The organism is Streptomyces lateritius, assembly GCF_014649715.1.
Lineage (GTDB): Bacteria > Actinomycetota > Actinomycetes > Streptomycetales > Streptomycetaceae > Streptomyces > Streptomyces lateritius.
The window spans coordinates 361,330-384,802 of the sequence record NZ_BMTO01000002.1 but is presented as its reverse complement, the minus strand read 5'-3'; the positions used below and the strand labels follow the sequence as shown (position 1 = coordinate 384,802).

Annotated in this window: 18 protein-coding genes and 2 pseudogenes; 12 read left to right on the top strand and 8 right to left on the bottom strand. The window is 70.5% G+C overall.

From position 1 onward, the window contains the following. Positions 1-80 precede the first annotated feature (80 nt). Both IE136_RS05090 and IE136_RS05085 read left to right on the top strand, forming a co-directional pair. Positions 81-1,553, top strand: coding sequence for an APC family permease (locus tag IE136_RS05090; protein ID WP_158988443.1), 1,473 nt, complete (start codon positions 81-83; stop codon positions 1,551-1,553). A gap of 50 nt (positions 1,554-1,603) precedes the next feature. Beyond that, positions 1,604-2,611: a hypothetical protein gene (locus IE136_RS05085; protein WP_189599633.1), complete on the top strand. Its 1,008-nt coding sequence runs from the start codon at positions 1,604-1,606 to the stop codon at positions 2,609-2,611. A 42-nt stretch (positions 2,612-2,653) separates the two neighbouring features. Here IE136_RS05085 and IE136_RS05080 read toward each other — a convergent pair whose 3' ends face one another. Beyond that, the gene (locus IE136_RS05080; RefSeq protein WP_189599631.1) at positions 2,654-4,705 is read right to left on the bottom strand and encodes a PhoX family protein; all 2,052 of its coding nucleotides are present in this window, start codon (positions 4,703-4,705) and stop codon (positions 2,654-2,656) included. A 296-nt stretch (positions 4,706-5,001) separates the two neighbouring features. Here IE136_RS05080 and IE136_RS05075 point away from each other — a divergent pair, with 296 nt between their 5' ends. Beyond that, on the top strand, positions 5,002-6,420 hold the full coding sequence (locus tag IE136_RS05075; protein WP_189599629.1) for a VWA domain-containing protein: 1,419 nt from the start codon (positions 5,002-5,004) through the stop codon (positions 6,418-6,420). Here IE136_RS05075 and IE136_RS05070 read toward each other — a convergent pair. Together IE136_RS05070 and IE136_RS05065 are read right to left on the bottom strand one after the other, a co-directional pair. Further along, entirely contained in the window at positions 6,417-7,520 is a 1,104-nt protein-coding gene (locus IE136_RS05070; RefSeq protein ID WP_189599627.1) for a sensor histidine kinase, read from the bottom strand. The genes IE136_RS05075 and IE136_RS05070 overlap by 4 nt on opposite strands. Then, positions 7,517-8,170, bottom strand: coding sequence for a response regulator transcription factor (locus IE136_RS05065; protein ID WP_189599625.1), 654 nt, complete (start codon positions 8,168-8,170; stop codon positions 7,517-7,519). The genes IE136_RS05070 and IE136_RS05065 overlap by 4 nt, the downstream gene beginning before the upstream one ends. Positions 8,171-8,306: 136 nt before the next feature. Here IE136_RS05065 and metG point away from each other — a divergent pair, with 136 nt between their 5' ends. Continuing rightward, positions 8,307-9,914 (top strand): methionine--tRNA ligase, encoded by a 1,608-nt coding sequence (gene metG / locus IE136_RS05060; protein WP_189599623.1) that lies wholly within the window; start codon positions 8,307-8,309, stop codon positions 9,912-9,914. 62 nt (positions 9,915-9,976) lie between these two features. On the opposite strand, the pseudogene IE136_RS05055 reads toward metG, so the two are convergent. Next, positions 9,977-10,150 (bottom strand): annotated as a pseudogene (locus tag IE136_RS05055) (DoxX family protein); the annotation flags it as partial. Here IE136_RS05055 and IE136_RS36670 point away from each other — a divergent pair. From IE136_RS36670 to IE136_RS05040, 3 genes and pseudogenes are all read left to right on the top strand, one after another. Continuing rightward, positions 10,084-11,274 (top strand): annotated as a pseudogene (locus IE136_RS36670) (RHS repeat domain-containing protein); the annotation flags it as partial. The pseudogenes IE136_RS05055 and IE136_RS36670 overlap by 67 nt on opposite strands. A 67-nt stretch (positions 11,275-11,341) precedes the next feature. Continuing rightward, the gene (locus tag IE136_RS05045; RefSeq protein ID WP_189599620.1) at positions 11,342-11,830 is read left to right on the top strand and encodes a hypothetical protein; all 489 of its coding nucleotides are present in this window, start codon (positions 11,342-11,344) and stop codon (positions 11,828-11,830) included. Between the two features lie 67 nt (positions 11,831-11,897). Further along, positions 11,898-12,248, top strand: a complete 351-nt coding sequence (locus IE136_RS05040) for a hypothetical protein (protein ID WP_189599618.1) — start codon at positions 11,898-11,900, stop codon at positions 12,246-12,248. A gap of 82 nt (positions 12,249-12,330) precedes the next feature. On the opposite strand, the gene aspS is transcribed toward IE136_RS05040, so the two are convergent. After that, positions 12,331-14,151, bottom strand: a complete 1,821-nt coding sequence (gene aspS / locus IE136_RS05035) for an aspartate--tRNA ligase (RefSeq protein WP_158988452.1) — start codon at positions 14,149-14,151, stop codon at positions 12,331-12,333. A gap of 136 nt (positions 14,152-14,287) precedes the next feature. Between aspS and IE136_RS05030 the strand changes: the two genes are divergently transcribed. Beyond that, complete coding sequence (locus IE136_RS05030; RefSeq protein WP_189599616.1) at positions 14,288-16,459, top strand: SpoIIE family protein phosphatase; 2,172 nt, start codon at positions 14,288-14,290, stop codon at positions 16,457-16,459. A gap of 99 nt (positions 16,460-16,558) precedes the next feature. Beyond that, positions 16,559-17,377, top strand: coding sequence for an oxygen-binding di-iron domain-containing protein (locus tag IE136_RS05025; RefSeq protein ID WP_158988454.1), 819 nt, complete (start codon positions 16,559-16,561; stop codon positions 17,375-17,377). A gap of 33 nt (positions 17,378-17,410) precedes the next feature. On the opposite strand, the gene IE136_RS05020 is transcribed toward IE136_RS05025, so the two are convergent. The 3 genes from IE136_RS05020 to IE136_RS05010 form a co-directional block, all read right to left on the bottom strand. After that, positions 17,411-18,502: an AI-2E family transporter gene (locus IE136_RS05020; RefSeq protein ID WP_189599614.1), complete on the bottom strand. Its 1,092-nt coding sequence runs from the start codon at positions 18,500-18,502 to the stop codon at positions 17,411-17,413. A 358-nt stretch (positions 18,503-18,860) separates the two neighbouring features. Continuing rightward, positions 18,861-19,823, bottom strand: coding sequence for a pirin family protein (locus IE136_RS05015; RefSeq protein WP_158988456.1), 963 nt, complete (start codon positions 19,821-19,823; stop codon positions 18,861-18,863). A 114-nt stretch (positions 19,824-19,937) separates the two neighbouring features. Continuing rightward, entirely contained in the window at positions 19,938-20,426 is a 489-nt protein-coding gene (locus IE136_RS05010; protein ID WP_158988457.1) for an SseB family protein, read from the bottom strand. 190 nt (positions 20,427-20,616) lie between these two features. Between IE136_RS05010 and IE136_RS05005 the strand changes: the two genes are divergently transcribed. The 3 genes from IE136_RS05005 to IE136_RS04995 are packed head-to-tail and all read left to right on the top strand — an operon-like array spanning position 20,617 to position 23,363. Then, positions 20,617-21,057 (top strand): hypothetical protein, encoded by a 441-nt coding sequence (locus tag IE136_RS05005; RefSeq protein ID WP_189599612.1) that lies wholly within the window; start codon positions 20,617-20,619, stop codon positions 21,055-21,057. Positions 21,058-21,064: 7 nt separating this feature from the next. Further along, entirely contained in the window at positions 21,065-22,831 is a 1,767-nt protein-coding gene (locus IE136_RS05000; protein WP_158988459.1) for an alpha/beta hydrolase, read from the top strand. Positions 22,832-22,889: 58 nt separating this feature from the next. Next, on the top strand, positions 22,890-23,363 hold the full coding sequence (locus tag IE136_RS04995) for a hypothetical protein (protein WP_229818635.1): 474 nt from the start codon (positions 22,890-22,892) through the stop codon (positions 23,361-23,363). The last annotated feature ends 110 nt before the right edge of the window (positions 23,364-23,473 follow it).

Here is a 23,473-nt window from a genome sequence, read left to right as displayed (position 1 = left end):
GCTTCCACCGGAACAACTGACCCGACGGGCACGGTCACTTCGTCCTGCGCCATCTCCCCGTGCCACCCAAGGACACCGCCATGCGCACCACCACCGGCAGAGGGCTCCAGCCCAATGTCCTCGGGACCTTCGACACCATCGTCATGGCCGTCGCGGGCAGCGCACCCGCGTACTCCCTGGCCGCCACCACCGCCGTCCTCTTCGGCGCGGTCGGCCTGGCGGGCCCGGCGGCCCTGCTCTACTGCGCCATACCGATGCTCGGCATCGTCCTCGCCTACGCCCGCCTCGGACGGATCGACGTCAACGCGGGCGCCGGATACTCCTGGGTGGGCCGCACCCTCCACCCCTTCCTCGGCTTCCTCTCCGGCTGGGCCCTCGTCATCTCCGCGACCATCTTCATGGTCGCCGGATCGCTGCCCGCCGGATCGATGACGCTCTCCCTCATCGACCCCGAACTGGCGGACCACACCCCGCTCGCCGCCGCCGTCGGCGCCGGCTGGTTCCTGATGATGCTGCTCGTCGTCCTGGGCGGCGCCCGCCTCACCGTACGGGCCCAACTGCTGATGTCCGGCGTGGAGATCGTGATCCTCCTCGTCTTCGTCCTCGCCGCCCTCGCCCACCGGGGCCACGCCACCGCCTTCGACTGGTCCTGGCTCGGCTTCGGGCACTTCGACGGCCCGGCCGGCTTCGCCTCGGGCGCCCTGATCGCCGCCTTCTACTACTGGGGCTGGGACGTCACCAGCAATCTCAGCGAGGAGACCCGGGACAGCCGCCGCACGGCCGGCTTCGCCGCGCTCGTCGGCGTCGGGGTCGTCTTCCTCCTCTTCGAGGCGTTCACGATCTCCGTCAACGTGCTGCTGACCTCCGGGCAGATCGAGACGGCCGGCGCGAACGTCCTGGCCGTCCTCGGCCAGGAGATCTGGCCCGGCATCGGCGGCAAGCTGCTGATCGCCGCGGTGCTGCTCTCCACCGTCGCCACCCTGGAGACCACCCTCATCCAGGTGACGCGCTCGCTGTTCGCGATGGGCCGCGACCGCACGATGCCCGCCGCGCTCGGCACCGTGCACCGCCGCTGGAACACCCCGTGGGTCGCGATCGCCGCCGTCGGCGTCGCCGCGATGCTGATGTTCGGCGCGGCGGCGGCCGCCGGTTCGGTGGGACGGATCCTCAGCGACGCCGTCTCCGCGATCGGCCTGCAGATCGCCTTCTACTACGGTCTGGCCGGCATCGCCGCCGTCGTCGCGTACAAATCGGTGCTGCTGACCTCCGTACGGAACTTCCTCCTCGGCGGGGCGTGGCCGCTGCTCGGCTCCGCGTTCATGCTGTGGGCGTTCGTCGAGTCGCTCGGTGAGCTGACCACGACCGCCCTGGTCATCGGCCTCGGCGGGCTCCTCGTCGGCGTGGTGCCGCTGGTCGTGTACTGGCGGAAGGGCAGCGCCTACTACCGTCCCGCCCGGCTCGACGCGGTCCGGGCCCTGGCCGCGGCCGAACCGTTCGCTTCGACGACCCCGCGCGCCCGCCGCGCGGACGAGTCCCTCGCCACCGACTTCTGAGGCCACCGGCCACCTTCGTACCCGGCGCCGACCCCGAGGGAGGAACCACGATGGCCGTTGGCCGCCGCCCGTCCCGCTCATCGCGTCCGTCCCGCTCGTCCCGCTCGTCCCGCTTCACGCCGGACCTCGACCCGGACTACGGCGACCGCGCGCTCACCGAGGCCCGGCACGACATCGTCATCGGCCGCTGGCAGGGCGTGAGGGACCTTCTGCGCGCCACCGGCGACAACTGGTCCCGGCGTACGCACCGGCTGCGGCTCCTCGCGCACGCCGCCGCGGGCAGCTCCACCGTCGAAGCATGGCGGGCGGCAGAACCCGACAACCCGGACGCGGCTGTGCTGCGGGCGGCGACCGAGGTCGTCCGCGTCTTCGACACGGCCATCGCGGCCGGCCGGGGAAGCACCGTGGACCGGGGTCGGCTCGACGCCACCGTCGAGGCCTGCCTCGGCGCGACCCAGGCGGCCCCCGCCGACCCGATGCCCTGGGTCTCGCTGCTCTCGGTGGCCCGCCTCTACGAGGGCGGGGTCCCGCGCCGCCAACTGCGCCAGTGGTTCGACGAGCTGCGCCACCGTGACCCCTACCACACCGAGGGCCACGCCCAGGTGATGCGCTACTGGTCGGCCCGGTGGCACGGCACCCACGGGGCGATGTACGACTTCGCCCGCGACGCGGCGGGCGTGGCACCGCCCGGGTCGCCGCTGCCGGTCCTGGTGCAGGTCGCCCGGGTGGAGGAGTACCGCTACATCGCCGACGGGGCGCTCGGCCGCGGACCGGTGCGCGGCTTCGACCAGCACTGGAAACACGAGCTCGCGGTGACCGAGCTGCGCCGGACGTACGCGCGCTGGATCGGCGGCCGGGACCCCGACCGCCCGGTCGCCCCCGAGGAGGTCGCCGACCTCAACTATCTCGCCCACGCCGCCTGTTACGCGGGCCAGACGGAGGTGGCCCGGGAGCTGCTCGGGATGCTGGGCACCCGCGCGTCGTGGGTGCCGTGGTCGTACACCGGGGAGCCGGAGGAGCAGTTCGTCCGCTTCAGGGAGACCCTGGGGGTGGAGTGAGGAGCCCCCCGCTCCTCACTCCCCCGGCTCTTTGCCGCCTCGTCAGACGCCGATGTCGCGGCCGTCCCTGCGCCAGACGGCGACCACGGAGGGGCGGACGAGCCTGCCGGGCCCGTCGGGCCAGACCGAGGCGGGCTTCTCGACCGACGCGCCGTCGATCTCGCCCGGGTGCTGGACGGCGACGACGACTCGGCGGTCCTGGATGATCGGACCGCAGGTCTCCGCGCCCTTCGGCACGGTCAGGAACTGCTTGAGCTCACCGCGCCGCTCACCCTGCGTGGCGACGCCGAACAGGCCGTCGTGCGAACCGAGCTGGTTGCCGTCGGTGGAGATCCACAGGTTGCCGTACGGGTCGAAGGCGACGTTGTCCGGGCAGGAGATGGGGGAGACCTTCTCCTTGGGGAAGCCGGAGTAGTACGTGGCCGGGTCGTTCGGGTCGCCGGCGACCAGGAAGAGGCGCCAGGCGAAGCCGTCGGAGGCGGGGTCGTCCCAGTGCTCGGCGAGCTCCAGGATCTGGCCGTGCTTGTTGAGGTTGCGCGGGTTGGCCTCGTCGGCCCCCGGGTTGGTGCCCTTGCCGCGGTTGGTGTTGTTGGTGAGCGCGACGTAGACGCGGCCGGTGCGCGGCGACGGCTCGACGTCCTCGGGGCGGTCCATCTTGGTGGCGCCGACCTTGTCACCGGCGAGGCGGGTGAAGACGTACACCTCCTCGGCGGTCATGCCGGGGACGTGCGAGACGTCGCCGGTGGCGAGCGGGATCCACTGGCCGGAGCCGTCGAACTCGCCGTCCGCGGGGAGCTTGCCGGTGCCGTCGATGTCCTGCGGGGTGTCGCCGGTCAGCTTGGCGACGTACAGCGTGCCCTCGTCGAGCAGGGTGAGGTTGTGCTCGCGGGCGGCCCGCGAGTTGCCCTTCTTCATCCGCTTCGAGGAGACGAACTTGTAGAAGTAGTCGAACCGCTCGTCGTCACCCATGTAGACGACCGGACGGCCGTCCTCGGTCAGGCGGGGCTGCGCGGCCTCGTGCTTGAAGCGGCCGAGCGCGGTGCGCTTCTTGGGCGTCGAGTCCGGGTCGTACGGGTCGAGCTCGACGACCCAGCCCTGGCGGTGGGCCTCGTTCGGCTCCTGCTTGAGGTCGAAGCGCCTGTCGAACCGCTCCCACTTGCGCTCGGTGGCGCCCGAGCCGATGCCGTACCGCTTGTCGGTGGGGCTCGACCCGTTGGCGAAGTACTGGTTGAAGTTCTCCTCGCCGTGGAGGGTGGTGCCCCACGGGGTGGTGCCGCCGGCGCAGTTGTTGAGCGTGCCGAGGACCTTGCGTCCGGACGGGTCGGCGGAGGTCCGCAGGAGCGGGGAGCCGGCGGCGGGGCCGGTCAGCTCGAACTCGCTGGTGGTGTGGAGACGGCGGTTGAGGGGGTGGCGGGTGACCGGGGTCAGCTTGCCGGAGCGGTGCTCCTCCTGGACCACGACGACGGAGAGGCCGTGGGCGGCCCAGGCGATCTCGACCTGTTCGCGGGTCGGGTTCTCGGAGTCGTACCCCTTGAACATCAGGATCTCGTCGGTGTACTCGTGGTTGGCGACGAGGACCTGGCGGCCGTGCTCGCCCCGGAGGGGGAGAAGGCTCAGGAAGTCGTTGTTGTAGCCGAACTGTCCGGCCTGCGCCGCGGCGGTCTGCTTGTCGGCGTCGAAGGCGGGGGCGCCGCGGAGGATCGGCTCACCCCAGCGGATGACGACGCTCTGCGCGTAGCCGGCGGGCACGGTCACCTGGTCGGCCGTGTTGGGCGCGACGGGGGAGAACCGCAGACCACGGGCGCCCTCGGTACGGCCGGGGGTGTGCGGACGGGCCTGGGAAGCGGCCTGCGCCGCCGGGGCGTTGCCGACGGCCAGGCTGGTTCCGGCGGCGGTGGCCACCGTCACCACGGCGGCGGCACGCATCATCGAACGGCGCGAGAGCGCGCCGGCTATGACGTCGCCGACGTACTCGTTGTCGCTGGTATTGGGCACCTCGTGGAAGCAGGCGTCACCACAGCGGAACCGGCAGGTGAGGGCGGAACGGCCGCCTCCGTGCGGGTTGGTGCTCAGCAGCGGCAGCAGTTTGCGCACTTCGTCCTCCTACGGCGCACACCGCGCCGACAGTGTGTCGGGAATCCGTTCGGCGGCGACGCTATGTGCGCACATCTGCACGGGGGCGGCGCCGGAGTGAACGGCGGATGAATGCGCGGCGACCGGGGGCGACGGGCCGGTACGGGCGGTCGCCAGAGCAGCCGATACACAAAGGGAATCAAGGCGACCGGGGGCGACACACCCCGGGCCGCTAACCTTACGTGTCCGCCCTGGCCAGGGATGATCCTCCCAGTACGGACATTCACCGCACCCAACTCATGCGAAAGGCCTCGCCCATGGGTATTCGGAGCTTGCTGCGCAAGGTGTTCGGACGCGACCGTGCGGAACAGCACGAGGAGACTCCGGCGACCTCCGTCCCTCCCCAGACGGAACGGGTCACGCCTGAGGAGCCCGTGTCGGTGACGGTCCCGTCCCCGGCCTCGGCCTCGGCCGAGCGGACCTCGTCCGAGGAGACGACGGAGCGGACGGCCGAGCGGTCGCCCGAGAAGACGCCGGACAGGTCGCCGGAGACGGCGGCCAAGCTCGCCGCCGACGACCTGGTGGCGGCGGCCTTCGACAACCCGAAGGTCCCGCAGGCCCGCTCGGCGGAGACGCCGAAGGCGGAACCGGTCGGAACGGCGCCGGTCGTCGAGCCCGAGCCGGCCGAGGCCGAGCCGGTCGAGGCGGAGCCCGTGGTGGCCGAGGTCGAGACCGAGCCGGTCAAGGCCGAGGCCGACGAACCGGTCGCCGAGAGCGCGCCGGTCGAACCGGAGCCCGAGCCGGTCGAGGCCGAGGTAGAAGCGGAGCCCGCCGCCACCGAGCCCGAGCCGGTCGCCGAACCCGAGCCGGTCGAGGCCGAGGCCGTGGAGGCCGAACCCGAGCCCGCCCCCACCGAGCCCGAGCCTGTGGAGGCCGAGGTCGAGCCCGAGCCCGCCCCCACCGAGCCCGAGGCCGAGGTCGAGGTCGAGCCCGAGCCCGAGCCCGTGGCGGCCGAACCCGAGCCCGCCCCCACCGAGGTCACCGAGTCGACCGAGGTCACCGAGTCCTTCCCCACCACCCCCGCGACCACCCTCGCTCGGGTCAAGGCGGACGCGCCCCACCTCGTGGACGCCTACAAGGCCGCCGGTGCCGTGCTCAAGAAGCAGGGGCTCACCGGGGCGCGGGCCGCCGTGTACCTCGTCGTCGACCGCTCCGGTTCGATGCGCGGGTACTTCAAGGACGGGTCCGTACAACGCCTCGCCGAGCAGACCGTCGCCCTCGCCGCGCACCTCGACGAGGACGCCACCGTCACCGCCGTCTTCTTCTCCACCGACATCGACGGCACCGCCGAGCTCACACCGGCCACCCTCACCCCCACCCGCATCGACGAGATCAACGGCACCCTCGGCCGCCTGGGCCGCACCAACTACCACCGTGCCGTCGAAGAGGTCCTCGCCCACCACGAGAAGACCGACCCGACCCGGCCCGCGTTCGTCGTCTTCCAGACCGACGGCGCCCCGGAGTCGAAGACCGCCGCCACCGAGGCGCTGGCCCAGGCCGCCGACCGCCCGATCCACTGGCAGTTCGTGGCCTGGGGCGATGAGGACAACAAGGCCTTCGACTACCTCCGTAAGCTCACCGCTCCCCGGACCGGCCACTTCCTGGCCGGCCCGACTCCCGCCGAGACCGCGCACCCCGCGTTCTTCCGGGGCCTGCTCGCCGGGTGGGAGCTCTAGGCGACGGCAACGGCCTGGTCGGGCAGCGTCACCGTCACGACCAGGCCGCCCCCGTCCGCCGCCCCCCGGGCCACCGCGCGCACCGTCCCCCCGTGCGCGTCGACGATCGACCGCACGATCGACAGGCCGAGCCCCGCGCCGGGCCCCATCCTGTCGCGGCCCTCCCCCCGGCGGAACGGTTCGAAGAGCCCCGGCACGTCCTCGGCTGGGACGACGGGCCCGGTGTTGGCGACGGTCACCTCGCCGCCCGCCACCGTCACCTCCACGCGGCCCTCCGGCAGGTTGTAGGCGACGGCGTTCGCGACGAGGTTCCGTACGAGCTGCCCGAGCAGCACCCGGCTCCCGCTGACGACGCCGCCGGGGCCCTCGCACTCGACCCCGTACCTCTCGCATTCCTCCGCCACCACCTCCCCCAGCCGTACGTCCTCCCGCTCCTCCAGTCCCCGCTCGCTGCGGGCGAGGACCAGCAGCCCCTCGATGAGCCGCTCGCTGCGGCGGTTACTGTCGAGGAGGACCTGCTTGACGTCCGAGGAGTCGTCGATCCCGATCTGGATCGCGGCCCGCTGGGTGGCGAGCGGGGTCCGCAGCTCGTGAGAGGCGTTCGCAATGAAACGCCGCTGGCTGTCGAAGGCCTTCTCCAGGCGTCCGAGCAGCGCGTCGATCGTGTCGCCCAGCTCCTTGAGCTCGTCGTCGGGCCCGCTCGCAGCGATCCTCTCGTGCAGGTTCCGCTCGGACAGCTTCCGCGCCCGCGCCGTCATCTCGTGGACGGGCCGCAGCACCCGCCCCGCCGTCCACCACCCCACGGCGACCGCGACGAAGGCCATGACGACGAGGGCGAGGCACGACCACATGAGCATCTGCTCGCCGGCGGCCCGGCTGACGTCGTCGCTCAGCCGGTAGGCGGTGACGGTCTCGAACGGGGCCACGACCCGTACCCGGGCGGCGATGGCCTCCGCCTCCCCGGCCGTACCGGCGCGGGAGAGCAGGTTCACGACTCCCAGCAGGGTGCCCCCGAGGACGAGGAAGACCCCTCCGTACACGAGCGCGATACGCGTGCGGATCGTGGACCCCGCGCCCAGCCTGCGGTCGGCGGCGCTCACAGCGCGTACCCCACGCCCTGGACCGTGCGGATGAGCGCCGGCTCCCCGAGTTTTCCGCGGAGTTTGCTCATGCAGACCCGTACGGCGCCGGTGAAGGGATCGGTGTGCGCGTCCCAGGCGCGCTCCAGGAACTCCTCGGCCGAGACGGTCGCGCCGTCCGCCTCCAGGAGGATCTGCAGCACGGAGAACTCCTTCGGGGAGAGGTCGAGGTCGCGCCCGTCGCGGGTCGCGGTGCGGCGGACAGTGTCCATCCGCAGCCCGGCGCGTTCGAGGAGCGGCGGTACGAGGCGGGCGCTGCGCCGCCTGAGCGCCCGGACCCGGGAGACGAGCTCGGGGAACTCGAAGGGCTTGCCGAGGTAGTCGTCCGCCCCGAGGTCGAGCCCCTCGACGCGGTCCTCGGTGGCCGCCGACGCGGTGAGCATCAGGATCCGGGTCCTGGCGGCGGAGGCGACGAGCCGGCGCGCCACCTCGTCGCCGTGGACGCGGGGCAGGTCGCGGTCGAGGACGACGACGTCGTAGTCGTGCAGGCCCAGGTAGGCGAGGGCGGCGTCGCCGCTGTAGACGGTGTCGACGGCGAAGCCGGCCCGGCGCAGTCCCGTGGCGACGAGCTCGGCCAAGGCCTGCTCGTCCTCGGCGACCAGTACGCGCATGCTCTCTTCCTCGCTGGTGTGCACAGTGCTTTCTACGCCGGGAAACGTTTCGCGGACCTCTCCGTCTCCCACCGTCCGCTCCGGGGCGCCCTTATCGATGTGAGTGGATCTTGAACTGACCGTTAGGATTTCGACCATGGCGGCCACTGGATCCGAGAAGCAGGGGGCGAAGGCGTACTACGTCTCGACCCCCATCTACTACGTCAACGACGCTCCTCACCTGGGCCACGCCTACACGACCGTCGCAGGCGACGTGCTCACGCGCTGGCACCGTCAGCGCGGCGAGAAGGTGTGGTACCTCACCGGCACGGACGAGCACGGTCAGAAGATCATGCGCACCGCGGAGGCGAACGGCGTCAGCCCGCAGGAGTGGTGCGACAAGCTCGTCGAGGAGGCGTGGAAGCCCCTCTGGGAGCACCTGAACATCGCGAACGACGACTTCATCCGGACGACGGAGAAGCGTCACACGGACCGCGTCCAGGAGTTCGTGCAGGACCTTTACGACAAGGGCGAGATCTACAAGGGCGGGTACGAAGGCCCGTACTGCGTGGGCTGTGAGGAGTACAAGCTCCCGGGCGATCTCATCGAGGCCGAGGACGGCACGAAGCTGTGCGCCGTCCACAAGAAGCCGGTGGAGATCCTCAAGGAGGAGAACTACTTCTTCAAGCTGAGCGAGTACGGCCCGAAGCTCATCGAGTTCTACGAGTCGAACCCGGACTTCGTCCAGCCGGAGTCGGCCCGCAACGAGGTCGTGAACTTCGTCAAGCAGGGCCTCGAGGACCTCTCGATCTCGCGCTCGACCTTCGACTGGGGCGTCCCGGTGCCGTGGGACGACAAGCACGTCATCTACGTGTGGATCGACGCGCTCCTGAACTACGCGACGGCCGTGGGCTACGGCTCGGACCAGGCGAAGTTCGACGAGACGTTCCCGGCGAACGTGCACCTCATCGGCAAGGACATCCTGCGCTTCCACGCGATCATCTGGCCGGCGATGCTGATGGCGCAGGGCCTGCCGGTGCCCGGCAAGGTCGCGGCCAACGGCTGGCTGATGGTCGGCGGCGAGAAGATGTCGAAGTCGAACCTGACCGGCATCAAGCCGCAGGACCTGACCTCGCACTTCGGCGTGGACGCGTACCGCTGGTACTTCCTGCGGGCGATCGCGTTCGGCCAGGACGGCTCGTTCTCCTGGGAGGACTTCACCGCCCGCTACACCTCCGAGCTCGCCAACGACTACGGCAACCTCGCCTCGCGCGTGGCGGCCATGGTCGGCAAGTACTTCGACGGCGCCCTGCCGGCCGCGACGGCCGACGGCGACGCGGAGAGGGCGGTCCACGAGGGCCTGGCGAAGGCGGTCGTGGAGGCGGACCGGAAGATCGGCGAGCAGCTGGACTTCCAGGGCGGCATCCTGGCGATCTTCGACTTCGTGAAGCAGGTCAACGGCTACATCACGGAGCAGGAGCCGTGGAAGGTCGCGAAGGACGAGTCCGAGGCGGGCCGCGCCCGCCTGGCCACGATCCTCTACACGGCGGCCGAGTCGCTCCGCGCGGTCGCGGTCCTGCTCAACCCGATCATGCCGGAGACCTCCCAGAAGCTCTGGGACTCCCTCGGCGCGGAGCCCGGCCTGGGCGCCCTCGCCACCCAGCCGGTCCAGTCGGCCGGCGAGTGGGGCAAGCTGCCGGCGGGCTCGACGGTGACGAAGGGCGCGGTCCTCTTCCCGCGCCTGGAGGAGCCGAAGAAGGACTGACGGCTTCCCGTACGGCGAAGGCCGCCGCCCCGTGATCGACGGGGACGGCGGCCTTCGCCGTGTCAGGCGAGCACGAGGACGGCGGCGGCGGGGGCCATGTAGACGAGCGGGACGGCCGCGTGTCCGTAGGAACGGGCCCGGAGGACGGTGACGACGGCCCCGGCGAAGTACAGGACGAGTCCGACGGCGGCGAGGGTCCCGATCAGGGGCACGAAGAACCCGACGAGGAGCCCGACGGTCCCGGCGACCTTGGCGGCCCCGAGCCAGTCCCACCACGTCCGGGGCAACCCGTACACGCGCCTACCGGGGCACGCGCGTCACCAGGGCGGGAGCCGTTCGCTACGAACACGACGCCCAGGGCCGGATCGTCCTGCGCCAGAAGACCCGTCTCTCTCGGAAGCCCGACACCTGGCGCTACGAGTGGGACGCGGAGGACCGGCTGACCTCGGTGACGACACCGGACGGCACGGTCTGGCGATACACGTACGACCCCCTGGGTCGCCGCATATCGAAGCAATCCCTGCTGGAAACGGTCCACTTCACCTGGGACGGGCCCACCCTCTGCGAGCAGACGACCGAGGGCATCACCCTCACCTGGGACCACGCGGGTCTACGCCCCCTGGCCCAGACGGAACGCCGCACGGACCCGGACTCCACGGACGAACGTTTCTTCGCCATCGTCACCGACCTGATCGGCACACCGACGGAACTCGTCGACGAGTCGGGCGAACTGGCCTGGCGCACCCGCACGACCCTCTGGGGCACGACGACGTGGAACAGATCGGCCACCGCCTACACCCCCCTGCGCTTCCCCGGCCAGTACTTCGACCCCGAATCGGGCCTCCACTACAACCACTTCCGCTACTACGACCCGGAATCAGCCCGCTACCTCTCGACGGACCCTCTGGGTCTCGCCCCGGCCCCGAACCCGGCGACGTACGTCCACAATCCGCACACGTGGAGCGATCCGAGAGGACTCTCACCGTGTCTCTTCCACAATCGGATGCCGGACGAACTGGAAGGCGAGTTGGCCGACGCCGAACGTCTCGGAGTGAAGCCCATACGTGTCGGCGATGAGGGCTTCGATGACGTCATCAACTCCGGCACAGTGAAGTGGGCGGTAACGCAGGAAGGAGAGCTCGTGTTCATCCCGAAGCACATTCAAGGAACCGAGCTGAAGCACCCCGTGCTCACGAACGGAGCACCCGTGCGCGCGGCGGGCGAAGCGGAGATCGCTGGTGGCGGGGGCAGTTACTTCGGAATGGAGATCAACAACCAGAGTGGACATTACTGGCCGTCGCAGGAGAGTCTGGAGATCGGAAAGGAGGCGTTCGAGCGTGCCGGAATCCCCATTCTCTGAAGTTTCGCCAGGCGCACACGGCTGCGAGCCGGACCAGGTTGGTTTCCCTGGTGCATCTTTGGAGGCTTTGGAGCAATTCCTGCAGAAAGCCGGCGCGGGCTCCTGTTCGCTGGAGCGCCGGGAGCAGGTGCGTGAGCTGGCTGTCGGCCGTATGCAACGCTCTGAGCTCCCCGACGAGGACAGGCTCCGATGGGGCAGACTCGCCCTGGCCGCCATCTCGGGTAAGTACGCGGACGGACTGACCCAGCAGGCCATGGCCGAGGCCGCCCACGTGCGCGTCTACATGATCAGGGAGTTTGGGACCGGTGACGCGGACGCGGTCCGGGATCTCTCCGCTCTCTGTTCGGACATCCTGCGGCACCTGGGAGTGTCGTACGAGGTGGCCGTGCGGCTGTCCGAAGAATGGCGGGCAGCACCACGAGAGCAGATGTTGCACCTGCGCCGAATCAAGAACATGCTGGCCGCGCTCTTGCCTGTCCGGGCACTCCTGGACAGCGATGACCCCGTCATACGGGAGACGCTCGTCTGGCTCGATCTCGTCCCGAGGCTTCCTTGAGCACAGCGCGCTGATCCAGCTGTCAGGTGGCCGCTCACCCGCCGCCGGCAAGCTCGGTGCTGGTCTCGTGGCCCTGCTGATCCGAGAGGGGATCCTCATGTCGGTTTCCGCGTCCCGACTCCTCGCATTCATGCGGAACGTCGCTGCCCCTGACCCGAAGGTCCGAGAATCGGCGGCGGATGAGGTGACGGATCTGGTGTCCGTCTATTCCTTGGCCGACGGGCGGGTCCTTGCCGGTGTGCTCGCCGCAGCCGCGGAGTGCGAGACGGACCCGGCCGCTCTGGAAGCCCAGTTGAACGCGATCATCCAGCTCGGCTCCCTGGCCGAACCGGAAATGGTCGCGAGGCTGCGGGCCCTCGACATCGAGAGGCTCCCCGGAGAGCTCGGCGACTATGTCGAGGACATTCTCGAAGGCTGAGGGTTCTCTGCGCGGATCGCGGGAGACGCGAAGGGCCCGGAACCGTGCGTACGGTTCCGGGCCCTTCACCCATCCGTGAGGCTTACCGCGCCGCGTCCGGGTGGACCGCTTCCGTGATCGGGCGGGTGTCGGCGGGCTTGTCCTTTGCCACCGGCTTGCGGAGCTGGAGGTTCAGCTCGCGCAGGCGGGCCTCGTCCAGTTCCGTCGGGGCGCCCATCAGGAGGTCCTGGGCGTTGCCGTTGAGCGGGAAGGCGATCGTCTCGCGGATGTTCGGCTCGTCGGCCAGGAGCATCACGATGCGGTCCACGCCCGGGGCGATGCCGCCGTGCGGCGGGGCGCCGTACTCGAAGGCGCGGAGCATGCCCGCGAACTCGTGCTCGACCGTCTCGCGGGAGTAGCCCGCGATCTCGAAGGCCTTGAACATGATCTCGGGCTCGTGGTTCCGGATCGCGCCCGAGGACAGCTCGATGCCGTTGCAGACGATGTCGTACTGCCAGCCGAGGATGTCCAGCGGGTCCTGGGTCTCCAGGGCCTCCAGGCCGCCCTGCGGCATCGAGAAGGGGTTGTGCGAGAAGTCGATCTTGCCGGTCTCCTCGTCCTTCTCGTACATCGGGAAGTCGACGATCCACGCGAAGCGGAAGACGTTCTCCTCGAACCGGCCGGCGCGCTTGGCGGCCTCGACCCGGACCGGGCCCATGATCTTGGAGACCTCGTCGAACTCGCCCGCGCCGAAGAAGACGGCGTGGCCGGGCTGCAGGCCAAGGCGCTCGGTGAGGACCTTGACGTTCTCCTCGGTGAGGAACTTGGCGATCGGGCCGGTGAGGGCGTTGCCCTCGCCGACGCGGACCCAGGCCAGGCCCTTGGCGCCGAGGGAGACCGCGAAGTCTCCGAGCGAGTCGAAGAACTTGCGCGGCTGGTCGCCCGTGTCCGGCACCGCCAGCGCGCGCACGTGCTTGCCCGCGAAGGCCTTGAACTCGGAGTTCTCGAAGACGTCGGAGATGTCGACGAGCTCCAGGTCGGTGCGCAGGTCCGGCTTGTCGTTGCCGTACTTGAGCATCGACTCGCGGAACGGGATCCGCGGGAACGGGGACGTGACGTGACGCCCGCCGCCGAACTCCTCGAAGATCTCCGTCATGAGCTTCTCGATCGGCTGGAAGACGTCCTCCTGCTCGACGAAGCTCATCTCGACGTCGAGCTGGTAGAACTCACCAGGCGAACGGTCGGCGCGGGCGTCCTCGTCGCGGAAGCAGGGCGCGATCTGGAAGTAGCGGTCGAAGCCGGAGATCATCAGCAGCTGCTTGAACTGCTGCGGCGCCTGCGGCAGGGCGTAGAACTTGCCCGGGTTCAGCCGGGACGGGACGACGAAGTCACGGGCGCCCTCGGGGGAGGTCGCGGCGAGGATCGGGGTCGCCATCTCGTTGAAGCCGAGGGCCACCATCTTGGAGCGGATGGCGGCGATGACGGCGGAGCGCAGCATGATGTTGCGGTGCATGCGCTCGCGGCGCAGGTCGAGGAAGCGGTACTCCAGGCGCCGCTCCTCGTTCACGCCGTCGTCGGCGTTGACGGTGAACGGGATCTGCTTGGCCGCGCCCAGGACCTCGACCTCGCCGACCTCGATCTCGATCTCGCCGGTCGCGAGGTCCGGGTTGACGTTCTCGGCGCCGCGCGAGACGACCTTGCCGTCCACGCGGACGACGGTCTCCTTCGTCAGCTTGTCGAGCACCTCGGCGGCGGCGGTGCCGGGCCGGGCGACGAGCTGCGTGATGCCGTAGTGGTCGCGCAGATCGATGAAGAGGATGCCGCCCAGGTCGCGCCGATTGTGCAGCCAGCCGCTCAGCCGGACGTCGGTACCGACGTCAGAGGCGCGGAGCTCGCCGCAGGTGTGGGACCTGTACCGATGCATCGTCGTTCATCCAGTCTTCGGAAATCGGTGGGGAGCCTGAACACATCCAGGCCCGTCAAGGGTACCGGGCCACCCGAGATCGCTTTTCGAATACGCTCGGTGGCGACCTGGAGTCCGCTATTCATAAAGTAGGGCAATGCGCACCGAGGACGTCCTGGCCGCGATCGCGACCGGCCTGTGGCGCTGGGACAACTCGTCCGGCATCGTCACGCTCGACGCGGAGGCGGCCCGGCTCCTCGGGCTGCCCGCCGAGCCCGCCCAGCTCACCGAGGCGGCCGTACGCTCCCGTTTTCATCCCGTCGACTGGAACGAGATCGACGGGGTGGTGAACCTCGCCGTGGCGGAGGGCACCCTCGCCGAGGCCCGGCTGCGGATCATGGACAGCCAGGGCCGGGTGATCCGTACCGTACGGAGCCGGTCCAAGCCGCTGGTCGAAGGCGACGACTACCAGCTCGTCGGCACGCTCCAGGAAGTCGCCGAGCCCCAGCCCGGCACCGCCGCCCGTACCCCGATCACCGGCGACTGGCGCCGGTCGCGCGAGGCGTTCCTGCTCGACGCGGGGCGGGCGCTCGCCGAGGCCCGGTCGACCGCCGAGGTGCTCCGGGTCGCCGCCTCCCTCTCCATGCCGGGCTTCTCGCCCGACGGGCTCGCCGTCTTCGGGGCGGCCGGCGACCGCCTGACGATCATCGGCCACCACGGTCACAACACGGGCGACGAGGGCCCCTTCAGCTCGATGTCGCTCGACACCGACTATCCGGCGGCCGAGGTCGTACGGACCGGGCGGGCGATCTACCTGCCGACGCCGGAGGAGTACCTGCGGCGCTTCCCGGTGAGCTGGCCGCTGGCGCGGCGGTTCGGCCGGCAGTCCTGGGCCTACCTCCCGCTCATCGTGGCCGGGCGCACCATGGGTGCCTGGATGGCCGCCTTCAAGCACCCCGTCGCCTTCACCCCCGACGAGCGCTCGGTCCTCACCACCGTCGCCCGCATGCTCGCCCAGGCCCTCGCCCGCGCGGGCGTCGCCGAGTCCGAGCGCGAGCTCTCCCTCGGGCTGCAGCGCACGATGATGCCGGTCCTCGGCCCCGGCATCCCGGGCCTCCAGGTCGCCGCGCGGTACGTCCCCACCGGCGGCGGACTGCAGGTCGGCGGTGACTGGTACGACATGATCCAGCTCCCCGGCGGGCGTATCTCCCTCGTCATCGGCGACGTCCAGGGCCATGACGTGCGGGCCGCCGGACTCATGGGCCAACTCCGGATCGCCCTGCGCGCGTACGCCTCCGAGGGCCACCGGCCCGACGCGGTGCTCTCCCGCGCCTCCCGCTTCCTGTACGGGATCACCGACGGGGACGGGGGCACAGGCGCAGGGGGCGTGGGCGGCGCAGGCGGCACGATCGGCGTGGAGGGGAACGGACAGGCGGGCGGGGACGGGGACAGGTACGGCGGGCACCGCTTCGCCACCTGTCTCTATCTGGAGATCGACCCGGCCACCGGGGTCGTCGACCTGGCCCGGGCCGGGCACCCCGACCCGGCGGTCCGGATGACCGACGGAACGGTTCTCCTCAGGCCCACCGCCGGCGGGCTGCCCCTCGGCATCGTCCCGGACACCGACTATCCGACGACCCGGTTCACCCTGGAGCCCGGCGAGACCCTGATGATGTGCACCGACGGGCTCCTGGAGACCGGCGGCCACGACCTCGACAGTGGCTGGGAACGCGTCCGTACGCTGCTGGAAGGGCACGACGGGGAGTCCCTGGAGGAGCTCGCCGACCGGCTCGTCGAGGCGGTCCACGGCCCCGGTTCGCACCACACCACCGGGCCGCTCGCCGACCGCCGCGAGGACGACATCGCCGTCCTGCTCCTCTCCCGGCAGGGCCCGGCCACCCGCCAGGGCCGCCAGGGCCCGCGTCGCACGATGATGACCGTCGCCCAGGCCGAGCCGGAGCGGGTCGCGGCGGCCCGCCGGCACCTGCGCCAGCTGCTGCACGACTGGGCGGACGAGGACCAGGTCGACTCGGCGGTGCTGATGGTCTCCGAGATGCTCACCAACGTCCTCATCCACACGGACGGCGACGCGCTCCTGGTCGCCTCGGTGACCTGCGACGACGACGCGCGGCGGCTGCGGGTGGAGGTCTCCGACGGCAGCGACGAGCTGCCGCACAAGCGGCACCCGGGCGAGATGGCGTCCTCGGGTCGCGGCCTCGTGCTGATGGAGATGCTGGCCCACAAGTGGGGCGTCGATCCGCGCGGCGAGGGCAAGTCCATCTGGTTCGAGCTGAACGAGCCCGCGTCGGGTGAGGGCTGCTGCGCGTAGGCGGCGGCCGGTGCGGGTGGCCCCTGCCCGCCGCGCGCGGCGTGCGGGAGCGGGGGAGACTGGTCTCGTACGGCCGCAGGGGGGACCACGGAGCTTGCCATGGACACCCACAAGGTCGGCAGCGACACCACCGTCCTGGCCGACAGTCTCGAAATACCCGGGATCGGCCACATCCCCGTCAACGCCTACGTGCTCACCGCCAAGGAGCCGGTCGTCGTCGACACCGGACTCTCCCTCTCCGACCGTGACTTCGTCGCGGCGGTCGGCGACGTCATGGACCTCGCCGACGTCCGTTGGATCTGGCTCACGCACCCCGACCGCGACCACACGGGCGGCATCTTCGACCTGCTCGTCGCCGCTCCCCGAGCACGGGTCGTGACCACCTTCATCGGCGCCGGAATCATGACGACCGAGCGGCCCCTGCCGATGGACCGGGTCTACTTCCTCAACCCCGGCCAAGCCCTCGACGTCGGCGACCGCGAGCTGCACGCCTTCCGGCCGCCGCTCTTCGACAATCCGGCCACCGTCGGCTTCTACGACGAGAAGACCCGCATCTGCTTCAGCTCGGACTGCTTCGGCGGGCCCATGCCGACCATGGAGATGGCGGAGAGCGGGCACGCGAGCGACCTGAAGCCGGAGGAGCTGCGGCAGGCGCAGCTGCTGTGGGCGACGGTCGACAGCCCGTGGGTGCACGTCGTGGACGCGGAGAAGTACCGGGCGACCGTGCAGCCGCTGCGGGAGATCAACCCGGACATCGTGCTGTCCACGCATCTGCCGCCGGCGGTACGGATGACCGACCGGATGCTGGAGACGATCACGATGGCCCCGGACTCGGACCCGTTCGTGGGCCCGGACCAGGCGGCACTCGAGCAGATGCTGGCCTCGTTCGAACCGGGCGGCATTCCGGCGGCCACCTGACGACCTGGCGGCGGAGCCCGGAGGGGACTCGACTCACACCTCGCCGGCGTGGTCTCCGTAACGAGCGCGCATCTCCCCGATCACGCCGAACGCCGCCGCCGTCAGCGGTACGGCCAGCAGCATGCCGAGGATCCCCGCGACGGACGCCCCGGCCGTGATCGCCAGCATCACCACGGCCGGGTGCATCTGTACGGTCCGGCTCTGGATCACCGGCTGAAGCAGGTGCCCCTCGATGACCTGGACGGCGAGCACGACGCCGAGCGCCCACAGCGCGATGACGAACCCCCGGTCGGCGAGGGCGACGAGGATGGCGACCGCGCCGGAGATGAAGGCGCCGAGGTACGGGATGTAGGCACCGACGAAGACGAGCGCGCCGAGCCCCACGGCGCCGGGTACGCGCAGGATCAGCAGCCCGACGGTGATGAGGAGGGCGTCGATCAGGGCGATGAACGTGGTGCCGCGCATGAAGCCCTCGACGGCCCCGAAGGCGCGGCGGCCCATCGCCTCGACGGTGTCGCCGGTGGAGCGCGGGGCGAGGGAGCGCAGGGCGCCGACGGCCTTGTTGGAGTCCCGGAGGAAGAAGAAGATCAGGAACATCGCGAGGACGGCGGTGGCGAGCATCTGACCGACGACGCTGAGGCCGCTGATCACCCCGGAGGCGGCCGTGCCGCCGAACTTCTGCAGGAGTTCCCTGGCGTTGCTCGCCAGGTCGTCGAGGGAGGTCCCGGCGGCGCCGAGGTGCCGGGCGAGGTCGTCGGCGGCCTGCCGCAGCGAGGCGATGATCTGGTCGCCGGTCTCGATCAGGGCGCTGACGACGATGTAGGTGGCGCCGCCGACGACGGCGACGACCGCGACGACGGTGATCGCGGCGGCGAGCGACCTCTGCACCTTCATGCGCAGCAGCCGCCGGTGGAGGGGCCCGAGGAGCGCGGTGCCCAGGAGGGCGAGGAGCACGGGGGTGACGGCCGTCTTCAGTACGCCGCACAGCCACACGCCGACGGCGGTGACCCCCGTCAGCAGCAGGACGACGACGCACCAGGCGGCGACCCGCCGGACCGCCTCCGGGAGGAGCGGCCTCGACGCGGGCGGCGGCGGGGGCGCGGGTGGTTGCCTCGGCGTCTGCACGCTGCCAGGCGACCACGCCCGTCGGCGTGTCGTCCTCCGCTACGGGTCCGCCCGGGTGACGGCGCGTCAGGCGTACGTCCCGGTTCCGCCCGGCCGGACAGGCCGTACCCCTCCGGCCCCATGGGCGCGTCAGGCCGGACGCCTCCAGTGCCACGGCGGTTCAGGCCGGTCCGTACCCCTCCGGTGATGCCCACACGTCAGTCCGTACCCCTCCGGTGATGCCCACACGTCAGTCCGTACGCCTCCTGCGCCACCGGCCGCCGCCGGACACGGACGCCGGCGAACCCCCAGCCGACGACGCGGGCGCGCTCCGAGGCCGTGACCCCGCCGCGCGCCCGCGCCGAACACCCACCCGGGGCTATTCACCCATGCCGTGGACCGCGGGGATCGTGCCGAGGCGGCCCGCCTGGAAGTCCTCGAAGGCCTGCCGCAGCTCGGCCTGGCTGTTCATCACGAACGGACCGTAGTGCGCCATCGGCTCGCGGATCGGCCGGCCACCGAGCACGACGACCTCCAGGTCGGGCGTGTGCCCGTCCTGCTTCTCGTCCGCGCGGACCGTCAGCGATCCGCCCTTGCCGAAGACCGCGGTCTGGCCCATGTGGACGGGCCGCCGCTCCGCGCCGACCGCGCCGCGGCCGGCCAGGACGTAGACGAGTCCGTTGAAGTCCTCGCGCCACGGCAGGGTCACCTCGGCGCCCGGCCGGACGGTCGCGTGGATCATCGTGATCGGGGTGTGCGTGACGCCCGGTCCCGCGTGGCCGTCGAGCTCGCCCGCGATGACGCGCAGCAGCGCGCCGCCGTCGGGCGAGGCCAGCAGCTGGACCTGGCCGCCGCGGATGTCCTGGTAGCGCGGGGCCATCATCTTGTCGGCGGCGGGCAGGTTCACCCATAGCTGGAGCCCGTGGAAGAGTCCGCCGCTGACGACGAGGGACTCCGGCGGGGCCTCGATGTGAAGCAGTCCGGCCCCGGCGGTCATCCACTGGGTGTCGCCGTTGGTGATGGTGCCGCCGCCACCGTTGGAGTCCTGGTGGTCGAAGATCCCGTCGATGATGTACGTGACGGTCTCGAAGCCGCGGTGGGGGTGCCAGGGGGTGCCCTTCGGCTCACCGGGGGCGTACTCCACCTCCCCCATCTGGTCCATCATGATGAACGGGTCGAGGTACTGGTAGTTGATCCCGGCGAACGCGCGGCGCACCGGGAAGCCCTCGCCCTCGAAGCCGGAAGGCGCCGTGGTCACGGCGAGCACGGGGCGGGAGACGGCGTCGGCCGGGGCGGCGACGCGCGGCAGGGTGAGCGGGTTCTCGACAGTCACAGCGGGCATGGCGGGACCTCCTTGTGCGACCAGTTTAGTTGAACAATGAACTTCCTGCCACCCGGAACGCGGAACGCCCGGGAGGAATTCCTCCCGGGCGCTCTCCCGTCTCTCCAGCCTGCGTCAGCCGTACATCCGCCGCATCGCGAAGTCGACCATCTGTTCCACGGCCTTCGCGTCGAAGACCATCCGGTGGTCGCCCTCCATGTCGAGGACGAAGCCGTAGCCGGTCGGGAGCAGGTCGATCACCTCGGCGCCGGTGATCACGAAGTACTTCGACTCCTTGCCCGCGTACCGCCGCAGCTCCTTCAGCGAGGTGAACATCGGAATCACCGGCTGCTGCGTGTTGTGCAGGGCCAGGAAGCCGGGGTTGTCCCCGCGCGGGCAGTAGACCTTCGAGGTCGCGAAGATCTGCTGGAAGTCCTCGGCGGCCATGGAACCGGTCGTGAAGGCCCGTACGGCGTCGGCGAGCGAGGGCGGCGACGGCTCGGGGTACAGCGGCGGCTGCTGCCCGTACCCACCCTGCATTCCGCCCTGCATCGGCTGCTGCTGCGGCGGGGCGTACTGCTGCTGGGCGGCGCTGCCGTCCCCGTGCTGGCCGTATCCGTACATGGCCCCCAGCCTATCGAGCGGTCGCCGCCCGCAGGGCACGTACGTCTCCGCCCCCAGGGCGGGTACGACTCCGTCCGCAGGGCGGGTACGACTCCGCCCCCGAGGAAGGTGCCCTTCGCACTGTTCTTCGCATCGCCCTCGATCTCTTGCTAGGTTCGCGTGAGCAATCCAGTCGCCACGGGGGTGGAACATGGCTCTGAACGCCAAATGGGACGAGTTGTTCGGCGAGACCTCGCATCCGGGGCAGCCGCCTGCCTCGATGAACCTGGCGGGCCTCCCCTCCCCCGACGGCGGGGGCAGCGGCGACCCGAACCTGAAGGCCGACGAAGGGCCCTGGCACAAGGCGGGCAACACCGCCGGCGAGCTGCGCACCAGTACCACCACTTCGCTCACCGACCTCGACAGTGCGAACGAGGGCGTCACAGGCGCAACCGCCGGATTCGACTCCTCCGCCGCCCTCACCGAGATCTTCGGCACCTGGAAGACCCGGCTGACCGCCGTACGCGACGAATGCGGGCGCCTCGAGTCCGCGCTGAAGAGCGCGGGCCGCGACTTCGGTGAGCGCGAGGCCGACACGCAGCGGAAGATCGCCGCCGAATCGCCGGCCCCGGCACAGAAGAAGGGGAACTGAGCCCCTCATGCCCACCTGGCAGCAACTGCGTGACGTGAAGCTGAACGAATACACCGACGCGGCGGACGGCTGGGGCAAGGTCTCCTCCCGGTCCAACACCGACAAGGACCGTGTCGACAACGGCATGTTCGCCAAGATCCACGACACCCAGAAGGGCGAGACGGCCACCCGCGCGGCCGCCGACGTCCAGCAGCTCAGCCGCAACTACCAGTACCTGCACACCGAGTGCGGGCTGATCCGCACCGCGCTCAACGGCCTCGCCTCCGAACTCGCCGCGCCGCAGAAGAAGCTGAAGCAGGCGCTGGAAGACGCCGAGAACCTCAAGTTCACGGTCAAGCCCGACGGTTCGGTGGAATACCCCACGCAGTCGTCCGTCCTCGTGCCGGGCACCAACACAGCCCAGCCCGGCGCCCCCATCCCGTACAAGCCCGGCGCGGCCGAGGGCATCGGAAGCCCGGATGCCAACAAGGGCAAGGCCGAGGACATCGCCGAACGCATCGGCGAGGCCGTCCGCGAGGCCAACGAGATAGACGGCCGCTACGCCGCCGTCCTGCGCAAACTCAAGGCGCCGCCGGGCCTCACCGTCGACGACGCGACCCTGGTCGACGCCGCTGCCGACACCAAGGCCATGCAGCAGGCCGCCGGCAAGTACGCCGACGACGACAAGATCCCCCAGGGCAAGTCCCCCAAGGAGAACGCCGACTGGTGGAACAGCCTCACCCAGGAGCAGCGTGACGAGTACGCCACGCTCTACCCGGCCTCCGTCGGCGCCCTCGACGGCATCCCCTCCGCCGTCCGCGACGACGCCAACCGGATGGTCCTCGCGGAGTCCAAGGCCCAGATCCAGACGGACCTCAAGGCCATCCCGCCGGAGCCCTTCCCGCAGAAGGTCTTCGGCGGCCCGCGCGTCGGCATGATCTACAGCGACGAGTGGATCAAGTGGAACAAGGAGTACGGGGACCGCAAGGCGCACCTCGACAGCTCCCTGAACGGCATCAAGAGCATCGAGAAGCGTTTCGACCAGACCGGGAAGGAAGGGCTGCCGGAGGCGTACCTGCTGGGCTTCTCGGCCGAGGGGAACGGCCGGGCCATCGTCGCCAACGGCAACCCGGACACGGCCGACCACACCGCCGTCTACGTCCCCGGCACCACGTCGAACCTCGGCAAGGTCGGCGGGGACATCGACCGGATGGTCGGCCTGTGGCGTGCGTCGGACGCGATGGGGGGCGGGACGACTTCGACCATCACCTGGCTCGGGTACGACGCCCCGCAGGACATCGTGAAGGACGCCCCCTTCAGCCATTACGCGAACGACGGCGCACCCGCCTACAACAAGTTCATGCAGGGTCTGGAGACCGCTCAGGGCGGCCCCGACGGGAGTCACACCACCGCCATCGGGCACTCGTACGGCACGACGCTGATCGGTTCGGCGGCCCGCCAGGGCGATCTGCACGCAGACGACGTGATCTTCGCGGGCAGCCCGGGCGTCCAGGTCGGTTCGGCGGGCGAGATGGACGTGCCGAAGGGCCACGTCTGGAACCAGGAGGCCGAGGACGACCCGGTCCCGGACATCGGCCGCTGGGGCCACGGCGGCAGCCAGTGGCGGCTGGGCGGCGGTGTGTTCCTGATCCCGAGCGACGAGCCCTTCGGCGCCAACCAGATGGCCACGGACACCACCGGTCACAGTGATTACTGGAAGCCGGACACCGAGAGCCTGAGGAACCAGGCGGCGGTGGTGACAGGTGAGTACGGACAGGTGAAGCACGTTGAATAGGTTCCAGACCGGCGCCGTCGCGGTCGCCGCCACACTCCTCACACTCACGGGATGCAGCATGTCCGAATCCGATGGAACGAAGGTCGTCGGCGTCCGCGAGCAGGACGAGGTCAACGCCGCGACCAAGAAGGTGTCGAGCGAGATCTACGACCTCATCGGTGTGGAGGGGACGACGTCCAAGGGTGGGCCCGGCGTCCTGTCCTGCGAGGGCAAGGACCGCGAGAAGTTCTACATCATGAAGCACCCGTGGAGCCTCGCCGCGGAGACCGACGCCGAGCTCGCCGAGGCCATGGAGCGCCTGAAGGAGAAGCTTCCCCAGCACGGCTGGAAGATCGTGAAGTACGGGCCGGACTCCAGCCCCTCCAAGAGCCTGGAACTCACGGCCGACAACGACGAGAAGAAGTTCGGCGTCCACATCAGCTTCTGGAAGCAGCGCACGGTCCTCGGGCAGACCAAGCCGCCTTCGTTGATCATCGACGTGATCTCCGGCTGCTACGAGGTCCCCGAGGGCCAGACGGTCGAGCACTACTGAGGGCGACGAGTCGCCGACACGACGGCGCCCGCCTCCGAAGAGACGGGCGCCGTCGTCGTCGGGCACTCCATCGGTCACGTGCGGCGGACCGGTCACGCGGTGTGCGCGAC